This window comes from Bradyrhizobium stylosanthis (genome assembly GCF_001641335.1).
GTDB classification, from domain to species: Bacteria; Pseudomonadota; Alphaproteobacteria; order Rhizobiales; family Xanthobacteraceae; genus Bradyrhizobium; species Bradyrhizobium stylosanthis.
This window is the reverse complement of record NZ_LVEM01000006.1, coordinates 249,760-264,714: the sequence shown is the minus strand read 5'-3', so window position 1 is coordinate 264,714 and position 14,955 is coordinate 249,760. Positions and strand designations below refer to the sequence as shown.

The following is a 14,955-nucleotide window of genomic DNA, read 5'->3' as shown; positions in this document are numbered from 1 at the left end:
TTGTAGCCTTGTGTACTTTTTTGGGAGCACTCTATGAAGAACCTCGTTGCGCGTTTCGTGAAGGATGAATCCGGCGCCACCGCTATCGAATACGGCCTGATCGCTGCCGGCATCGCGCTGGCGATCATCACCGTCGTCAACAACCTCGGCAGCACGCTGAACACCAAGTTCGGCTCGATCTCGTCCAGCCTCAAGTAAGCTCGGACGACCTTGGAATTCTAAGAGCCTCGTCTTCGACGGGGCTCTTTTCTTTTGGGCGGTACGTTTACGAAAGGACGGCCGCAGCAATCGTCCCGTAGGGTGGGCAAAGCGCAGCGTGCCCACCAATCGCGGATGATAGGGCATGTCGTACCCACAACGTCATTGCGAGCGCAGCGAAGCAATCCAGACTGTATCCGCGGAGGGATTCTGGATTGCTTCGCTGCGCTCGCAATGACGAGGAAACGTCAGCGTCCGCACTAGTTCTATCGTGATTGCAGAGTGTGGGGGCACGGCGCTATGCGCCTTTGCCCACTCTACGGCAGCGCGCTTGCTCTGACGAGCGCGGCGCTATTCCACAAGGCTGGGCTGCCAGACCGGCGGCAGTGCGGGTGCAGCGGTGGCAGGCGCGGTGCGGCCGAGGCGTTCGACATAGAACTTCGTCGCCCAGATCGAGGCCGCGGCGAGCGCGATGCCGCCGGCGACGTCGATGAGATAGTGCGCGCCGATCGCCGGCGTCGCCGCGATCATCAGCACGTTCAATGCGGCCGCGATGCCGCCGATGCCGCGCACCGGCCACAGCGCCCACATGTAGAGCACGGCGGAGGCGGCGTGAAAGCTCGGAAACGAGACGATGCCGGAAAGGAAGAACAGCCGGAGCTCACGCAGGCTGCCGTCGCGCAGCGCGAGGATGTCGCGCAGCTGCCCGGCATAGACCGCGGTGTTGATCTCGGGGAAATGCGCCGCCGGCAATTGCAGCCCGTAATAGGTGCCGATCGCAGGCACCAATGCGGAGACCGCGATGGTGACGGCGAGCGCGAGGCTCATCGCGAGCATGAAGACCTGCAGCCGCACGTAGCGCGCCGTCAACGTCAGCACGACGGGAACGCCGAGCAGTGGCCATTTGATCAGTCCGTAGCTGCGCGCCAGGAGGTCTGCGAGCCAGGGATGGTCGTTGATGTAGCGCGCGATCGGTTCGGGATCGAGGCCGAGCGCGCGGTCAATCGCCAGCAGCGCCTCGTCCTGGAGCGGCCAGTTCAGCTTGCCCGCGACATAGCTCAGCGGTCCGACGATGGCGCAGGTGAGGATGACCTGTCCGATCGTGCCGAGCGAGAACACCAGCTTCGGATCGGCTTGGTCGCCCTTTGCGAGCTGGTGGCGATAGGCCGTTGCGACGAGGAGCGCAGCGATCGCAAGCGTGATGCCGTAGGCGACAGGCTCGAGGCTGAGACCGGTTGCGGGAAGCCCGAACGCCAGAAGGCTGCCCATGGCCACGATGGGAAGCCAGTTCAGCTGGAAGAGCCGCCAGGCGGTTTGGGCGTCTGAATCGCGCATGCTGCACCGAGGTGGGATCGCGGTCGGGGCCACAGTCGCGGACCTGCTTTAAGATCGCGGTAACAATTGTGGTTAGCGGTCTATCAACCGGCTCCGGCACTTCGCGCATTTGTCGCCTGCGGCTTTGCCGTGACGCTTTACGCAAATCCATCTTGTCATCCCCCCTGAATAGTTGTTCAGTCCTTGCGGGGCGATTTGCAGCTTTAAAGTGACGAAGCGTTCGGCCGCAGGGCGTGCGGCCGGCGTGGGTGGGACAGGAAGCGCGCCATGGTTTATCGGCGGACGCATCAAGTGGTTAAGCGCCTTGCGGCCAGGCGCAGTGCGATATTGGCGGCGGCGCGGGAAGCTGCGGCGGAAGGCGGGATGGCGGCGGTGCAGATCGCTCCGGTTGCGGTCCGGGCCAATGTCGCGGCCGGCACGGTCTACCGCTACTTCCCCTCCAAGGCCGAGCTGATCTCCGAATTGATCGCCGAGGTTTCACGGGACGAACTCGCGGCGATCAGGCGGGCGGCCGATGCCGCGCCGGGGCCGTCCTCGGCGCTGGCGGCGGCGGTAACCACCGTGGCGGTCCATACCCTGTCGCAGCGCAGGCTGGCCTGGGGCATCCTGGCCGAGCCTGTCGACGTCGATGTCAGCGCCTCCAGGCTTGCCAGCCGCCGCGAGATCGCCGGCGAGATCGCCAGCCGGATCGACGCCGCCGTGCGTGCCGGCCATCTGCCGGCGCAGGACACCGCGCTCGCGGCCACCGCGCTGCTCGGCGCGCTGCACGAGGCCCTCGTCGGCCCGCTTGCGCCCGACAATCTCGAAGATCCCGTCAAGATGCGCGATGCGGTGCAGACCGTGACGCTGCTGGCGCTGCGTGCGGTAGGCGTCATGGACGCCCGCGCCCGCGGCCTCGTCGTGCAGCAGACGCTGCTCCCCACCACCAAGGCGCTGGTTGGAGCCTGAACAAGCGGGACGCGACCGGAGCGGGGATCTGATCCCGCTCAGGTCATTGTCCGGGCGCGCCTATTTGCAGAACCCGCGCAAAGCAGCCGGATAGTCCCGGCTACTGTGCATGGGGTTGTTTTCGACGTTTTGGTTTGGCCGCTCTTCGCGGGCCTACATGTTGGCGTCGCCCTCGGGGCCGACCGAGGCGATGCGCACCATGTTGGTGGTGCCGGGAATGCCGAGCGGCACGCCGGCGACGATGATCACGCGCTGGCCGGCGCGGACGAATCCGTCGCGGAATGCGATCTGGCCGGCGCGGCTGACCATGTCGTCCTGGTCGCGCGCATCTTCCGCCACCACGCAATGCACGCCCCAGACCACCGCGAGCCGGCGGCCGGCCTGAATGTTCGGCGTGATCGCCACGACCGGCGGCTTCGGCCGCTCTCGCGCCACGCGCACCGCGGTCGAGCCCGAGCTGGTCCAGCAGATCAGGGCGGGCAAATCGAGCGTCTCGGCGATCTGCCGCGCGGCGTCCGCGATGGCGTCGCCTGCGGTTGCTTCCGGCGCCGGGCGCTGGGCCGTGATCACCGACCGGTAAGTCGGGTCGCGCTCGACCTCCTCGCCGATGCGGTTCATGGTCGAGACCGCCTCGACCGGGAATTTGCCGGCCGCCGATTCCGCCGACAGCATGATGGCGTCGGCGCCTTCATAGACGGCGGTGGCGACGTCGGAGACTTCGGCGCGGGTCGGCACCGGCGACTGGATCATCGATTCCAGCATCTGGGTCGCGATCACCACCGGCTTGCCGGCGCGGCGCGCCATGCGCGTCATCTGCTTCTGCAGGCTCGGCACGCGCTCCAGCGGCAGCTCGACGCCGAGGTCGCCGCGCGCCACCATCAGCGCGTCGGAAGCCTCGATGATGTCGGCGAGGCGGTCGATCGCCTGCGGCTTCTCGATCTTGGCCATCACGGAGGCGCGGCCGCGGATCATCTTCTTGGCCTCGAGCACGTCGTCGGCGCGCTGCACGAAGGACAGCGCGATCCAGTCGACGCCGGTGACCAGCGCGGCCTCGAGGTCGGCGCGGTCTTTCGGCGTCATCGCCGAGACCGGAAGGTCGGTGTCGGGCAGGCTGACGCCCTTGCGGTCGCTCATCTTGCCGCCGACCACGACACGCGTCACCGCGTGCTCCTTGGAGGTCTCCTCCGCGATCAGGCGGACCTTGCCGTCGTCGAGCAGCAGCGCGTGGCCGGGCCTCAGCGCCGCCAGGATCTCCGGATGCGGGAGATGGACGCGCGTGGCATCGCCCGGCGCCTTGTCGGAATCGAGGGTGAAGATCTGGCCGTTCTGGAGTTGCACAGAACCTTCGGCGAAGGCACCGAGCCGGAGCTTGGGGCCCTGGAGGTCGACCAGGATGCCGATCGGCCGGCCGTAGCTCGATTCGACATTGCGGATCGTCGCCACCAGCTCCCGCATCTTGTCATGCGGGGTGTGGCTCATGTTGATGCGGAACACATCGGCGCCGGCCTCGAACAGGCGGCGGATCATCGCGAGGTCTGAGGAGGCGGGTCCGAGGGTCGCGAGAATCTTGATACGGCGAAGACGCCTCATGGCTTATTTCCAGGCGGGGGTGGCAGGCCGGGCGAGCCCGGGGGGGTAGCACCGGGCGGGCCATTGGGCAAACCCGGAACGCCGCCCGGGCCAACCGGTCCGGGCAGGCCAGGCACGCGCTGCTGCGCCGGCTGTTCGTTGGCGTCGGTGAGCTGCACCGTCCAGGCCCGCTGCTCGCCGGTATCGACCTCGAAATAGCCGGTCCGGTCATAGCCGCGCGCCAGGCAATCCTCGGTGCCGCGGATGGTGAATTCCTTGTCGCGCGAGCACATGAAGGCCTGGCCCGACCATTCGCCGCCGCGGTCATAGTCGATGGCGTAGATGTAGTAGTAGCGGGCGACCAGCGTGCCCCGCAGCAGCGTCTCGCAGGAGCGCGACGAGATGTTCCACCAGCCCTCGGTGGTCCAGCCCTCGGCGTCCTTGTAGCCCAGCGCGATGCCGACCCGACTCGAGGTGTTGTTGCAGAGCCGGAAATCGGCGGAGGCCGGGCTGCTCCAGAGGCACAGCAGGGCGACCGCCAGCACCGGGACCAACCGGGCGAGCAGGCGAAGGGGGAGGCGGGGAGATTCGGCAATCATTGTCGCGGAACGTATACCAGATCATTGACGATTTGGCGTAGGGCCCGGGGGAACTGCCCGAGGCCGGGGGTTGGGTCCGTTTGCGCCGCGATATGGCAAAATCTGTGACAGGACCCCACCTGATCCCGTAAGGGTGACCGCCACCGCGGCCGGAGCTTTGAGGAATTCAGTCATGGCAATCGACGACAAAACCAGAACGGAGCTCGAGGCAGCCGCTTTCCGGCGCCTGGTCGACCATCTGAAGACGCGGACGGACGTCCAGAACATCGATCTGATGAATCTGGCCGGCTTCTGCCGCAACTGCCTGTCCAACTGGCTCAAGGACGCCGCGGACGCCCAGGGCGTCGCCCTGAGCAAGGACGAGAGCCGGGAGGCCGTCTACGGCATGCCCTACGAGACCTGGAAGGCGAAGTACCAGGGCACGGCCACGCCCGAGCAGATCGAGGCGATGAAGAAGGCCCATCCCCACGGGCATTGAACGGCCGCGGCACGCATCGCCTGAGTCGCACCACACAACAGCTTTCTTCGCCTCGCCGCAGGAAGGTGTGGGCGCGCTGTGGACGAGCGCGATGCTTGCTTGAACGCCGGGGGTCCGAACCCTAAGGGTCTACCAGCACGCGCGGTGGATGCCGGCGTCACCTCGTTTTGCCAGTTCCATTGGGAGTACCAAGATGGCCACCTCCGCCGCCGTCCGCGACGACGAGCCCGCGACGAAATTTGCCAAGGACCAGCTCAAATCCATCATCGAGCGCATCGAGCGGCTGGAGGAAGAGAAGAAGGCGATCTCCGACGACATCCGCGACGTCTATGCCGAGAGCAAGGGCAACGGCTACGACGTCAAGGCGCTGCGCACCATCGTGCGCCTGCGCAAGCAGGATCCCAACGAGCGCGCCGAGGCCGAGACCATCCTCGAGACCTACATGCAGGCGCTGGGGATGCTCTGAGGCTTTCGCCTCAAGCACCGTTGCCGCAGCCCGGATGGAGCGCTAGCGAAATCCGGGTCTCATGCCCAGCATGAAGCATCCCGGACTGCGCGGGGTCCGTGCGGTCCGCAAGGACTGATCTTCATCTCAACCGCCGCGGCCGCGTCTTGAGTCGCGCCGGGCCTGCGCCCGCTTGTTGGCTTGCGAGACGCGTCCGATTTTTTCCGGTGGAATCTTGTAAGCCCGGCGACGGTTCGGGATGGACCGCATGCCGTCATGTGACGTCGGCGACGTCTGCGGCCGCGCAAACTGGCGGGCCCGACGGAGCGCCAACGCCCGTCGCGCGGCTTCGCCGAGTTCCCGTCGTGCTTCAAACTTCCGGATGCGTCTCAGCTCGTTCTTGATGCGCTTGATGGCGCCAGCGAAGACCGACTGCCGGCGGCTTGCGTGCTCGGCCGTTCCGGAAAAGCTCTTGCCGCGCGGATCGGCCGTGCCCTTGGTCTCGCGGCGTCGATGCCGCGACAACGTACGCTCCTTGTCGCGCAGATCCCGAAGGCGGTCGCGAAGGCGTTCGAGCCCATCGCGCTCCATCTCGCCAACCACCGGATGGTGCGTGCTCATGATGACCTCGCGCTCGTCATGGTTCAGAAGGCTGAGCTCGGACTTGCATGGAACGGACATTGTGCGCCTCCACTTCGCGATGAGCGAGATTTCCGCGAGGCCTGCGGCAGGCCCGCGGCGTCCCTTCCGGGTTTTCGCGCATGAACACTGCGCCCCTGGCGCGTGCGGGGATACCGGGTGATTACCCGTCGGGCGCGGGGGAAATCCCTTCCGGGACGCCTTGATCACAGGCTGATGTCGCCCCGGATTGCGCTGCGCTCCTTGCGGGCTACAAATGACGCGTGTTTCGTCTGTGAACGGAGACGCCAGTGACTGCGCCGAGGTTGCCGCGCGAGGTGAACCGCGCCTTCGACGCTCTTCCGGCGCCGATCGGCAAGCGGCTGCTTCAGGTGCGAGAGCTCATATTCGCCACCGCTGCGGCGCATGACGGTGTCGGCAATCTCACCGAGACACTAAAATGGGGCGAGCCCGCTTATCTCACGGACGAGACCGGCAGCGGCTCCACGATCCGGCTCGGCCGCCTCAAGGACTCCGACCAGGCCGCCATTCTCTTCAACTGCAAGACGACGCTGGTCGACACCTTTCGCGAGCGCTTTCCCGATCGGTTCGAGTACCGGCAGACGCGGGCGTTGCTGTTGCCGGTGGCGGGCAAGCTGCCGGAGCGGGAGCTGGCGGTCTGCCTGTCGCTGGCGCTGACCTATCATCTGGATCGGCGGGGGAAGAAGGCGCGGTAGCAGACTTGCGGGCTACGCGATCGAATCCCTGGAAATATGAGGAGGGCTATAGCCCTTAGCGCAGCGCGGCAGTGCGCATGACGAAGGATGTCGTCTCTAGCTTCGCCGTCGCGCTACCCGAGAAACTGTCGCAGGACAGGCCCTTCGTCGGATCGTCCGTGAAGCTCATCGCGATTACGGCCTGCGGCTTGACGAAATAGCCGCGCAGCGCCGCCGTATCGAGCTCGCCCATCAGCGTGACCGACATCGCGCGGCTGGCGCTCGGCGACAGCATCACGATCTTGAGCCAGATGCTCTCGCCCTTGGCCGCGGACAGCCGGGTCGCGGTCGCGACCATGCCGTCGATGCTCTTGCCGACCACGCTGTTGATCTCGGTAGCCTGCGCGACGTTACGGGAGCCGGAGCGGGCAGAGCGCGGGATCGGCGCGGAGGCGGCGACGACATTGGCGCGGTCGACCGGGGAGGCGGCCGGCGCGTAGGCGAGCGCCTGAAGCGTTGCGTTGGACACGCTCGCGGTTGCCTGCGGATCGGTGGCGGAGGCAAGCGCCTGGCGGGCCTTGAGTGCCGCGACCTGCGCGGGCGTGGCCTGCTGCGGCGTAGCGGGGGTATCCCAGAAGCCGCGGGCATTGATGATGTCGGCCGGCGTCTCCGGCTTGCCGTCCGCAGATTTGGCGTCGGCGGGCTTCTCAGCCACGGGCGCGGGCTTCGGCTTGGGCGGCGCAACGAGCTGAACATCGGCCGAGGCGAGCTGGAGGGTGGCTGCGACCTGCGGCTTGGCGCGCGGCGTCGGCACCGGATCTGCCGGCTTGGCTGCGGCGGCAACGACGGTCGGCGCGACCGGCTTCGCGCTCGGGGCAGGCGCGCCCTCGTCATCCTCGTCGCTGCTGGCGGCCGGCGCCGGCTTGCCCTTGAACAGGGCGGCGAAGAAGTTCGGCTTGCTGGCGGAATCGTCGCCATTGCCGCGGCGCTCGATCTCGGCCTTGGCGAGCTCATAGCCCTTCAGCGGCGTGCCGTCGGTCGGCAGATGCACCGTCTTGCCGTCCGGGAAGACGCGGGCGAGCTGGTCATGCGTCATGCGCGGCCAGTGCCGGATGCTGCCGGTATCCAGGTGAACGAAGGGCGAGCCGGAGGTCGGATAGAAGCCGACGCCGCCGCGCTGCAGGCGCAGGCCGGCGAAGCGGATCTGCTCCAGCTGCACGCCCGGAATGTAGAAGTCCATCGCATGCCCCAGCATGTGCTGGCTGAAGCGCGCCACGCCCGAGGAGCGGCGGCGGAGCATGGCGTTGGTGGCGGGGGAGCGGTACGAGGAGATGATCTGGATCGGCTGCTTGCCGTCGACGTCGCGATAGACTTCCCAGAGGATGTCGAAGAGGCGACGGTCCATGACCGTCTCGTCCTGGCTGCGCCAGTCGCGGAGGAAGTGGTTGAGCTGCTTCAGCGCGGCTTCGTCGTAGCGGCCATCGCGCTTGAAGGTGACGGTGAGGTCTTCGCCGGAATGGGTGTGGTGGAAGGAGAGGGTCTTGGTCTCGTTCAGTGCGGCGGCGTTATGGACCGAGCCCGCGGCAGCAAGCAACAGCGCGCCAGCGAGGCCGATCCGGGATCCGGCCTTCACGCCCGCATGGGACAACGACAGCACAGCAAGTTGGCGTGCGAGACCAGTCAGCACGTATGAGCCCACCCAGTCGACGAGCGTTCAAAATGGACTCTCCCGCCAACCCCGTAGCAGCGCGAAAGAGGATGAACGCTTTCTTAAAGCGAGAAGGTTAATTCGAGGTTGACCTTCCCGCCCCCAAACCAAGTCAGAATACAAACCTAAACGGTTGACTGTGGCAAAAAAACGCCCGCTGCCCAAGAGCAGGTGGGAGAATGGTTAACGCTAAACGGCCCCGTCTTTGGGACAGGGCCGCTGATTTCATTGCAGAATTTCAGGAAATGAGGTGCCGGATGGGCCTCAGCGGGTAAACACCCGCTGCTGCGGCCGGCGGCCGACCGGAGCCGGCGGCGGGGTCGGAGCTCCACCGCCGAACAGCCGCTCGAAGAAGTTCGGACCCGACGAGCCGAAGCCGCCGCCATTGTTGGCCACCGCCACGCCCGAGGGCAGGGTGGTCGCCGGGCGCGAATAGCTCGGCTGGGAGTGGGCGACGACGTTCTCGAGATCCTTGCCGCGGCCGTTCTTCAGGATGTTGAGCATGGTCGCGTCGCGGCCGTAGACGTCCTTGCGGATCTGCAGCTTGCCGGCGTCGTCCACGAAGGCGGTCTGGTAGGTGATGTTGACCGGGATCGGGGTGGGGAATTTCAGGTCGATCTCGCTCTTGCCGTACATGCTGCGCACGCGCTCTGGCGTGTACTTGTCGTTCGGCATCGCGATGTTGAGCAGCACGCTCGCGTACTGATCCGGATACTGCACGCGCATGCAGCCATGGCTGAAGGCGCGGTCGTCCCTGGCGAACAGGTTCTTGTCCGGCGTGTCGTGCTGATAGACCAGGAACTTGTTCGGGAAGTTGAAGCGGATGCGGCCGAGCGCGTTGGCTTCACCGGGCGGCTGCGAGATGTGCACCGATCCGTCGCGGTTCTGCTCGAGCTTGAGTCCCATGCGCTGGAGCACAGTCGGGTCCTGCTGCAGCGCCGGCAGATATTCGTTGTAGACGATCGACGGCGGCACGTTCCAGGTCGGGTTGACCGTGATGTACTTCATCGTCTCGGTGAGCAGCGGGGTCGCGTGCTGGCCCGGCTTGCCGGTGACGACGCGAGTGGTCCAGACCTGCTGGCCGCGCTGCATCACCTTCAGCGTATAGTCGGGAATATTGAGGATGACATAGGCATCGCCCAGCGCAGGGACGCCGAGGTCGCGCGGCAGCCAGCGCCAGCGCTCCATGTTCACCAGCACGGTGTCGATCTGCTTGTCGCGCTTGGGCGTGTTGAGCGCCTTGACCGTCTTGTCGTCGAGGATGCCGGTCGGCTTCATCTCGGCGCTGTTCTGGAATTTGCGGACGGCTTCGGCAACCGTGGCATCGTAACGGGTGTCGCTGGCGTTCTCGGCGAGGCCGAGCTTGGCGCGGAGTTGCAGCACGCGCGGATCGTCCACGACGATCTCCGCCTGCTTCTTTCCGGCGGGCGTGTATTTCAGCGCCGGGCCGTCGGCGATCTCGATCACCGGGCCGGTGCCCTGGCCGCGGAGCTCGGCGAGCTTCGCCTTCAGCTCCTTGTAGAGCTTGTGCGGCGGGTTGTAGCTGTCGAGAGCGGCGGAGGCGTCCGTCGCGGTCGTGACCTTGGTCAGCACCTCGCTCGGGTCGACCGGATGTTCGGGATAGAGGATGTCGCCGGAGACCTGCGACCAGTGCATGCGGCCGCTCTGCGCCTGGCGCGCATAGTCGAACATGCTGGCGGTGAGCTTCAGCTCGGCATCGGCGAGCGCATCGGGCGTCGTGGCGGCGGCGAAATCCGGCACCGGATAATCGGCCGGATTGAGGCCGTCGGAGGCGGCGTCCTTGAGCCGGGCGATCACGCCCTTGGCCGCAGCGGTCAGGCTGCCGGCCTGCGTCCACACCGGCGCGAAATCGCGCGCGCCGTAAAACTTCTCGATCGCGGCACGCTCGTTCTTGCGGTCGAAATGACGCGAGGTCTTGGCGCCGATGATGTCCTTGAGCTTGTCGGCGACCGGCTGGTCGGCGGCGGGAACGTTGCTGGCGGCCTTGACCGGCTCGGCAGCTGGGGCTGCGGCGGGTGCCGCGGGAGCGGCCGGCGTGGCGGCCGCGGTGTCGGCCTTGGCGGGTTCCGACTTGGCCGGCTCGGTCTTTGCCGGTTCCGTCTTTGCGGTCTCGTTCTTCGGAGCTTCTGGTGCGGGCGTCGTGGCGACGTCGGACGGCTTGGTCTCAACCTTGTCGGGCGCCGGGGCTGCTTCGGCCTTCACGGGCGCGGATTCCTTGGCGGGGTCCTGCACCGTGGCGGTGGTGTCGGTCTTGATGTCGGACGCGGTCGGGGGCGGGACGTTGGCAGGCTCGGGGCGCGGAATCGCGGCTTCGATCGCGAGCTCGGCGGCGCTGCTGCGCGCCTGATCCTGCGCCAGGGCCGAGCCGGCCGACACCGTGAGGAAGGTCGCCGCGACCGTCATCAAGACGCGGTCAAAGCCTGCACGGTGGTTCAAACAGTCACGCATTGTGTCGCACCCCTCGGGTGAACCGTTCCTCGTGGAACGGCTTCGTTATCGTCTATGGAGTTTTCGGCTAAACAGCGCCGGCCCCTCGAAAGTTGCACGCCTGCACGCAACGATTCATACGCAGACGATATACAGGCCCCGATTTCGCAGCCAGCGCTACCCGGGACAACTCACGACAAACTGACTTCAAGGGAGCCTCTTGGCAACGGATTGTGCGCTTGCAACAGGCGCTTTTCCCTCTGTCTGTCACTTCCAAGTCACGGTTCAGCTCGCCGCCGAATTTTGCCGTAATTCAACGGCTTGCGACCGCATCGCGGCGACGCGCGAACCTCCGTTCGCATGAGGCTCAGTGCGTCTCCTCGCCGCTTTTCCCGCCATGGCCGGGAACCCCGGCTTCGTCCAGTTTGCGGTAGAGCGTGGACCGGCCGATCTTGAGGCGGCGGGCGACTTCCGACATCTGTCCGCGATAGTGCGAGATCGCGAAACGGATGATCTCGTTCTCCATCTCCTCGAGCGGCCGAACGTCGCCGGTCGGCGTCAGCATCGAGAGGCTTCCTGCCAGCGGCAGCGGCGCGATCGGTATTTCATTACCCGACACCAGGGAGGGCGCCGCGATCGGCTCCAACATCAGCGGCGCCGTCGGAATCTCCGTCATGGCATGCTGCTGCGAGGTCAGCAGAGGGAAGTCGGCAAGGCCGAGCTGGTCGCCCTCGCTCATGACCACGGCGCGATAGACCGCGTTCTCGAGCTGGCGGATGTTGCCCGGCCAGTCGAGCTGGGCGAGATGCGCCACGGCCTCGCCGCTGATGCCGGTGATGGCGCGGTTCTCCTCGGCGGCAAAGCGCGCCAGGAAGTGCCGCAGCAGATGCGGAATGTCTTCGCGGCGGGCGCGCAGCGAGGGGATCGTCAGCGGCAGCACGTGCAGGCGGTAGAACAGGTCTTCGCGGAAATGGCCCTGCTTCACCCGCTCGAGCAGCTTGCGGTTGGTCGCCGAGACGATGCGGACGTCGACCTTGACCGGCTTGCGGCCACCGACGGCCTCGACCGCGCCTTCCTGCAGCGCGCGGAGCAGCTTGACCTGGGCGGTCAGCGGCAGCTCGCTGACCTCGTCCAGGAACAGCGTGCCGCCATGGGCCTCGACGAACTTGCCGGTGTGACGCTCGGTCGCGCCGGTGAAGGCGCCCTTCTCGTGGCCGAACAGGATCGACTCCACGAGGTTGTCGGGGATCGCACCGCAATTGACCGCGACGAAGGGCTTCGCCTTGCGTTCGCCGCTGCCGTGGATGGCGCGTGCGAACATCTCCTTGCCGACGCCGGACTCGCCTTCGATCAGCACCGGGATCGAGGAGTTCGCCGCCTTCTGCGCGGCGCGCATCACCGGCTCCATCGCGTCGGCGCGGGTGATGATGTCGGAGAAGGTCAGCCGGCCTTCGCGGCTGTGACGGATGCGTTGCAGTTCGCCCTTGAGCGCGGAGGTGTTGAGCGCGTTGCGCAGGCAAACCTGGAGCCGCTCCATGCCGACGGGCTTGACCACGAAATCGGCCGCGCCGGCGCGCATAGCCGAGATCACATTGTCGATGCCGCCATGGGCGGTCTGCACGATGACCGGCACGGAGAGGCCCGCTTCGCGGATCTTCGCCAGCACGCCCATCCCGTCGAGGCCGGGCATCACCAGATCGAGGATGACGCCATCGATGGCCGGTGCATCAGGGGCGGTGAGGGTGGCGATCGCGGCGTCGCCGGATTCGACGACAATCGTTTCATAGCCGCATTTCTGCACCATGTTCTCGACCAGCCGGCGGGCTACAGCGTCGTCGTCGGCGATCAAAATACAGGCAGCCATGGTGTTCCCCGCACGCTACTACTATCTGTCTCGAATCGGGTCACTCTGGCCGAAGCCGATTAACGCACTCTTAAACCTTGGTGCCCCAGCCCGTCGTCGCGATTGTTGAACACAGGTTTCCCACACAATGAATTCGCGCTCCAAGCCCGCTCTCAAAAAGCCCGCTCTCCGCAAGCCAGCCGCCAAGACATCCGCCGTCAAGAAATCTGCCACCAAGGCAAAGCCCTCCGCAAAGCCTGCGAGCAAGACCGGCAAGCTCCCGGAGTGGAACCTTGCCGATCTCTATTCCGGGATCGATGCGCCGGAAGTGGCGCGCGATCTTGAGAAGATGGATGCCGATTGCGTCGCGTTCGAGACCGACTACAAGGGCAAGCTCACGACAGGAACAGCAAACGAAAATGGCGGAAAATGGCTCGCGGAAGCCGTGCGACGCTATGAGGCGATCGACGATCTCGCCGGCCGCCTCGGCTCCTATGCCGGTCTCGTTCATGCCGGCGACAGCGTTGATCCCAAGATTTCAAAGTTTTACGGCGACGTATCGGAGCGGCTGACGGCGGCGTCCACGCATCTGCTGTTCTTCGCGCTCGAGCTCAACCGTGTCGATGACGATATTTTGACCCGCGCGATGCAGGCGCCTGAGCTGGCGCATTACCGTCCCTGGATCGAGGATCTGCGCAAGGAGAAGCCGTATCAGCTCGACGACAAGCTCGAGCAGCTCTTCCTGGAGAAAGCGCAGACCGGCTATTCCGCCTTCAACCGGCTGTTCGACCAGACCATCTCCGGCCTGCGCTTCAAGGTCGGCGCGAAAGAGCTCGCGATCGAGCCGACCCTCAATTTGTTGCAGGACCGTGACGGCGCCAAGCGCAAGACGGCGGCGGAAGCACTGGCCAAGACGTTCAAGGCCAATGAACGCACGTTCGCACTGATCACCAACACGCTTGCCAAGGACAAGGACATCTCCGACCGCTGGCGCGGTTTTCAGGACGTCGCGGATTCCCGCCATCTGAACAACCGCGTCGAGCGCGAGGTGGTGGATGCGCTAGTCGCCTCCGTCCGCGCCGCCTACCCAAAACTGTCGCATCGTTACTACGCGCTGAAGGCGAAGTGGTTCGGCAAGAAGCGGCTCGCCTATTGGGACCGCAATGCGCCGCTGCCCTTCGCCGCGACCGACGTGATCGGCTGGCCCGATGCACGCAATATGGTGCTGACGGCCTATCGTGGCTTCTCGCCAAAGATGGCCGACATCGCCGAGCGCTTCTTCACCGACCGCTGGATCGACGCGCCGGTGCGTCCGGGCAAGGCGCCGGGCGCCTTCTCGCATCCGACCACCCCGTCGGCGCACCCTTACGTGCTCATGAACTACCAGGGCAAGCCGCGCGACGTGATGACGCTCGCCCACGAGCTCGGCCACGGCGTGCACCAGGTGCTGGCGGCGAAGAACGGCGCGCTGATGGCGCCGACGCCGCTGACGCTGGCGGAGACCGCGAGCGTGTTCGGCGAGATGCTGACCTTCCGCCGGCTGCTGGCCGAGACCAAGAGCGCAAAGCAGCGCCAGGCGCTGCTCGCCGGCAAGGTCGAGGACATGATCAACACCGTGGTACGGCAGATCGCGTTCTATTCGTTCGAGCGTGCGGTCCACACCGAGCGCAAGAACGGCGAGCTCACCGCGACGCGGCTCGGCGAAATCTGGCTGTCGGTGCAGGGCGAGAGCCTGGGTCCGGCGATCGAGATCAAGGCGGGCTACGAGAACTACTGGATGTACATCCCGCACTTCATCCATTCGCCGTTCTACGTCTACGCTTATGCGTTCGGCGACTGCCTCGTGAACTCGCTCTATGCCGTCTACGAGAACGCGGCCGAAGGCTTTGCCGAGCGCTATCTCGACATGCTCGCGGCCGGCGGCACCAAGCACTACTCGGAGCTGCTGCGGCCGTTCGGGCTCGATGCCAAGGATCCCAAGTTCTGGGATGGCGGCCTCTCGGTCATCGCCGGGATGATCGACGAGCTGGAGGCGATGGGCTGAGCCGGT

Annotated in this window: 13 protein-coding genes; 6 read left to right on the top strand and 7 right to left on the bottom strand. The window is 66.0% G+C overall.

Features of this window, described 5'->3' with window-relative positions; all coding sequences use genetic code 11:
• Positions 1 to 33 precede the first annotated feature (33 nt).
• Complete coding sequence (locus A7X65_RS35735) at positions 34 to 198, top strand: Flp family type IVb pilin (protein ID WP_018641576.1); 165 nt, start codon at positions 34 to 36, stop codon at positions 196 to 198.
• Positions 199 to 549: 351 nt separating this feature from the next.
• On the opposite strand, the gene A7X65_RS35730 is transcribed toward A7X65_RS35735, so the two are convergent.
• Entirely contained in the window at positions 550 to 1,533 is a 984-nt protein-coding gene (locus A7X65_RS35730; protein ID WP_063694086.1) for a phosphatase PAP2 family protein, read from the bottom strand.
• 267 nt (positions 1,534 to 1,800) lie between these two features.
• Here A7X65_RS35730 and A7X65_RS35725 point away from each other — a divergent pair, with 267 nt between their 5' ends.
• Complete coding sequence (locus A7X65_RS35725; protein ID WP_063694085.1) at positions 1,801 to 2,481, top strand: TetR/AcrR family transcriptional regulator; 681 nt, start codon at positions 1,801 to 1,803, stop codon at positions 2,479 to 2,481.
• Between the two features lie 153 nt (positions 2,482 to 2,634).
• Here the strand turns inward: A7X65_RS35725 and pyk are convergent, their stop codons facing one another.
• Both pyk and A7X65_RS35715 read right to left on the bottom strand, forming a co-directional pair.
• A complete protein-coding gene (gene pyk / locus A7X65_RS35720) occupies positions 2,635 to 4,071 on the bottom strand; it encodes a pyruvate kinase (RefSeq protein ID WP_063694084.1) in 1,437 nt (478 codons plus the stop codon).
• Complete coding sequence (locus A7X65_RS35715) at positions 4,068 to 4,649, bottom strand: DUF1036 domain-containing protein (protein WP_063694083.1); 582 nt, start codon at positions 4,647 to 4,649, stop codon at positions 4,068 to 4,070. The genes pyk and A7X65_RS35715 overlap by 4 nt, the downstream gene beginning before the upstream one ends.
• Positions 4,650 to 4,821: 172 nt before the next feature.
• Between A7X65_RS35715 and A7X65_RS35710 the strand changes: the two genes are divergently transcribed.
• Positions 4,822 to 5,127, top strand: a complete 306-nt coding sequence (locus tag A7X65_RS35710; protein ID WP_063694082.1) for a DUF1244 domain-containing protein — start codon at positions 4,822 to 4,824, stop codon at positions 5,125 to 5,127.
• A 193-nt stretch (positions 5,128 to 5,320) separates the two neighbouring features.
• Entirely contained in the window at positions 5,321 to 5,593 is a 273-nt protein-coding gene (locus A7X65_RS35705; protein ID WP_018641571.1) for a DUF2312 domain-containing protein, read from the top strand.
• A gap of 126 nt (positions 5,594 to 5,719) precedes the next feature.
• Here A7X65_RS35705 and A7X65_RS35700 read toward each other — a convergent pair whose 3' ends face one another.
• On the bottom strand, positions 5,720 to 6,253 hold the full coding sequence (locus tag A7X65_RS35700; RefSeq protein ID WP_063694081.1) for a hypothetical protein: 534 nt from the start codon (positions 6,251 to 6,253) through the stop codon (positions 5,720 to 5,722).
• Positions 6,254 to 6,501: 248 nt separating this feature from the next.
• Between A7X65_RS35700 and A7X65_RS35695 the strand changes: the two genes are divergently transcribed.
• Positions 6,502 to 6,927, top strand: a complete 426-nt coding sequence (locus A7X65_RS35695) for a DUF1801 domain-containing protein (protein WP_063694080.1) — start codon at positions 6,502 to 6,504, stop codon at positions 6,925 to 6,927.
• 55 nt (positions 6,928 to 6,982) lie between these two features.
• Here the strand turns inward: A7X65_RS35695 and mepK are convergent, their stop codons facing one another.
• The 3 genes from mepK to A7X65_RS35680 all read right to left on the bottom strand — a co-directional run bounded on the left by mepK (position 6,983) and on the right by A7X65_RS35680 (position 12,926).
• A complete protein-coding gene (mepK, locus tag A7X65_RS35690) occupies positions 6,983 to 8,605 on the bottom strand; it encodes a peptidoglycan L,D-endopeptidase MepK (protein ID WP_063694079.1) in 1,623 nt (540 codons plus the stop codon).
• Positions 8,606 to 8,878: 273 nt separating this feature from the next.
• A complete protein-coding gene (locus tag A7X65_RS35685; RefSeq protein ID WP_063694078.1) occupies positions 8,879 to 11,083 on the bottom strand; it encodes a L,D-transpeptidase family protein in 2,205 nt (734 codons plus the stop codon).
• Positions 11,084 to 11,429: 346 nt separating this feature from the next.
• Complete coding sequence (locus A7X65_RS35680; RefSeq protein WP_063694077.1) at positions 11,430 to 12,926, bottom strand: sigma-54-dependent transcriptional regulator; 1,497 nt, start codon at positions 12,924 to 12,926, stop codon at positions 11,430 to 11,432.
• Between the two features lie 127 nt (positions 12,927 to 13,053).
• Between A7X65_RS35680 and A7X65_RS35675 the strand changes: the two genes are divergently transcribed.
• Positions 13,054 to 14,949: a M3 family oligoendopeptidase gene (locus A7X65_RS35675; RefSeq protein ID WP_063694076.1), complete on the top strand. Its 1,896-nt coding sequence runs from the start codon at positions 13,054 to 13,056 to the stop codon at positions 14,947 to 14,949.
• Positions 14,950 to 14,955 lie beyond the last annotated feature (6 nt).

Coding starts and splice junctions, on each gene's coding strand:
- A7X65_RS35710 (WP_063694082.1), top strand. CDS start 4,822: ATGGCAATCGACGACAAAACCAGAACGGAGCTCGAGGCAGCCGCTTTC.
- A7X65_RS35715 (WP_063694083.1), bottom strand. CDS start 4,649: ATGATTGCCGAATCTCCCCGCCTCCCCCTTCGCCTGCTCGCCCGGTTG.
- A7X65_RS35680 (WP_063694077.1), bottom strand. CDS start 12,926: ATGGCTGCCTGTATTTTGATCGCCGACGACGACGCTGTAGCCCGCCGG.
- A7X65_RS35675 (WP_063694076.1), top strand. CDS start 13,054: ATGAATTCGCGCTCCAAGCCCGCTCTCAAAAAGCCCGCTCTCCGCAAG.
- A7X65_RS35705 (WP_018641571.1), top strand. CDS start 5,321: ATGGCCACCTCCGCCGCCGTCCGCGACGACGAGCCCGCGACGAAATTT.
- A7X65_RS35700 (WP_063694081.1), bottom strand. CDS start 6,253: ATGTCCGTTCCATGCAAGTCCGAGCTCAGCCTTCTGAACCATGACGAG.
- A7X65_RS35730 (WP_063694086.1), bottom strand. CDS start 1,533: ATGCGCGATTCAGACGCCCAAACCGCCTGGCGGCTCTTCCAGCTGAAC.
- A7X65_RS35725 (WP_063694085.1), top strand. CDS start 1,801: ATGGTTTATCGGCGGACGCATCAAGTGGTTAAGCGCCTTGCGGCCAGG.
- A7X65_RS35685 (WP_063694078.1), bottom strand. CDS start 11,083: ATGCGTGACTGTTTGAACCACCGTGCAGGCTTTGACCGCGTCTTGATG.
- A7X65_RS35735 (WP_018641576.1), top strand. CDS start 34: ATGAAGAACCTCGTTGCGCGTTTCGTGAAGGATGAATCCGGCGCCACC.
- pyk (WP_063694084.1), bottom strand. CDS start 4,071: ATGAGGCGTCTTCGCCGTATCAAGATTCTCGCGACCCTCGGACCCGCC.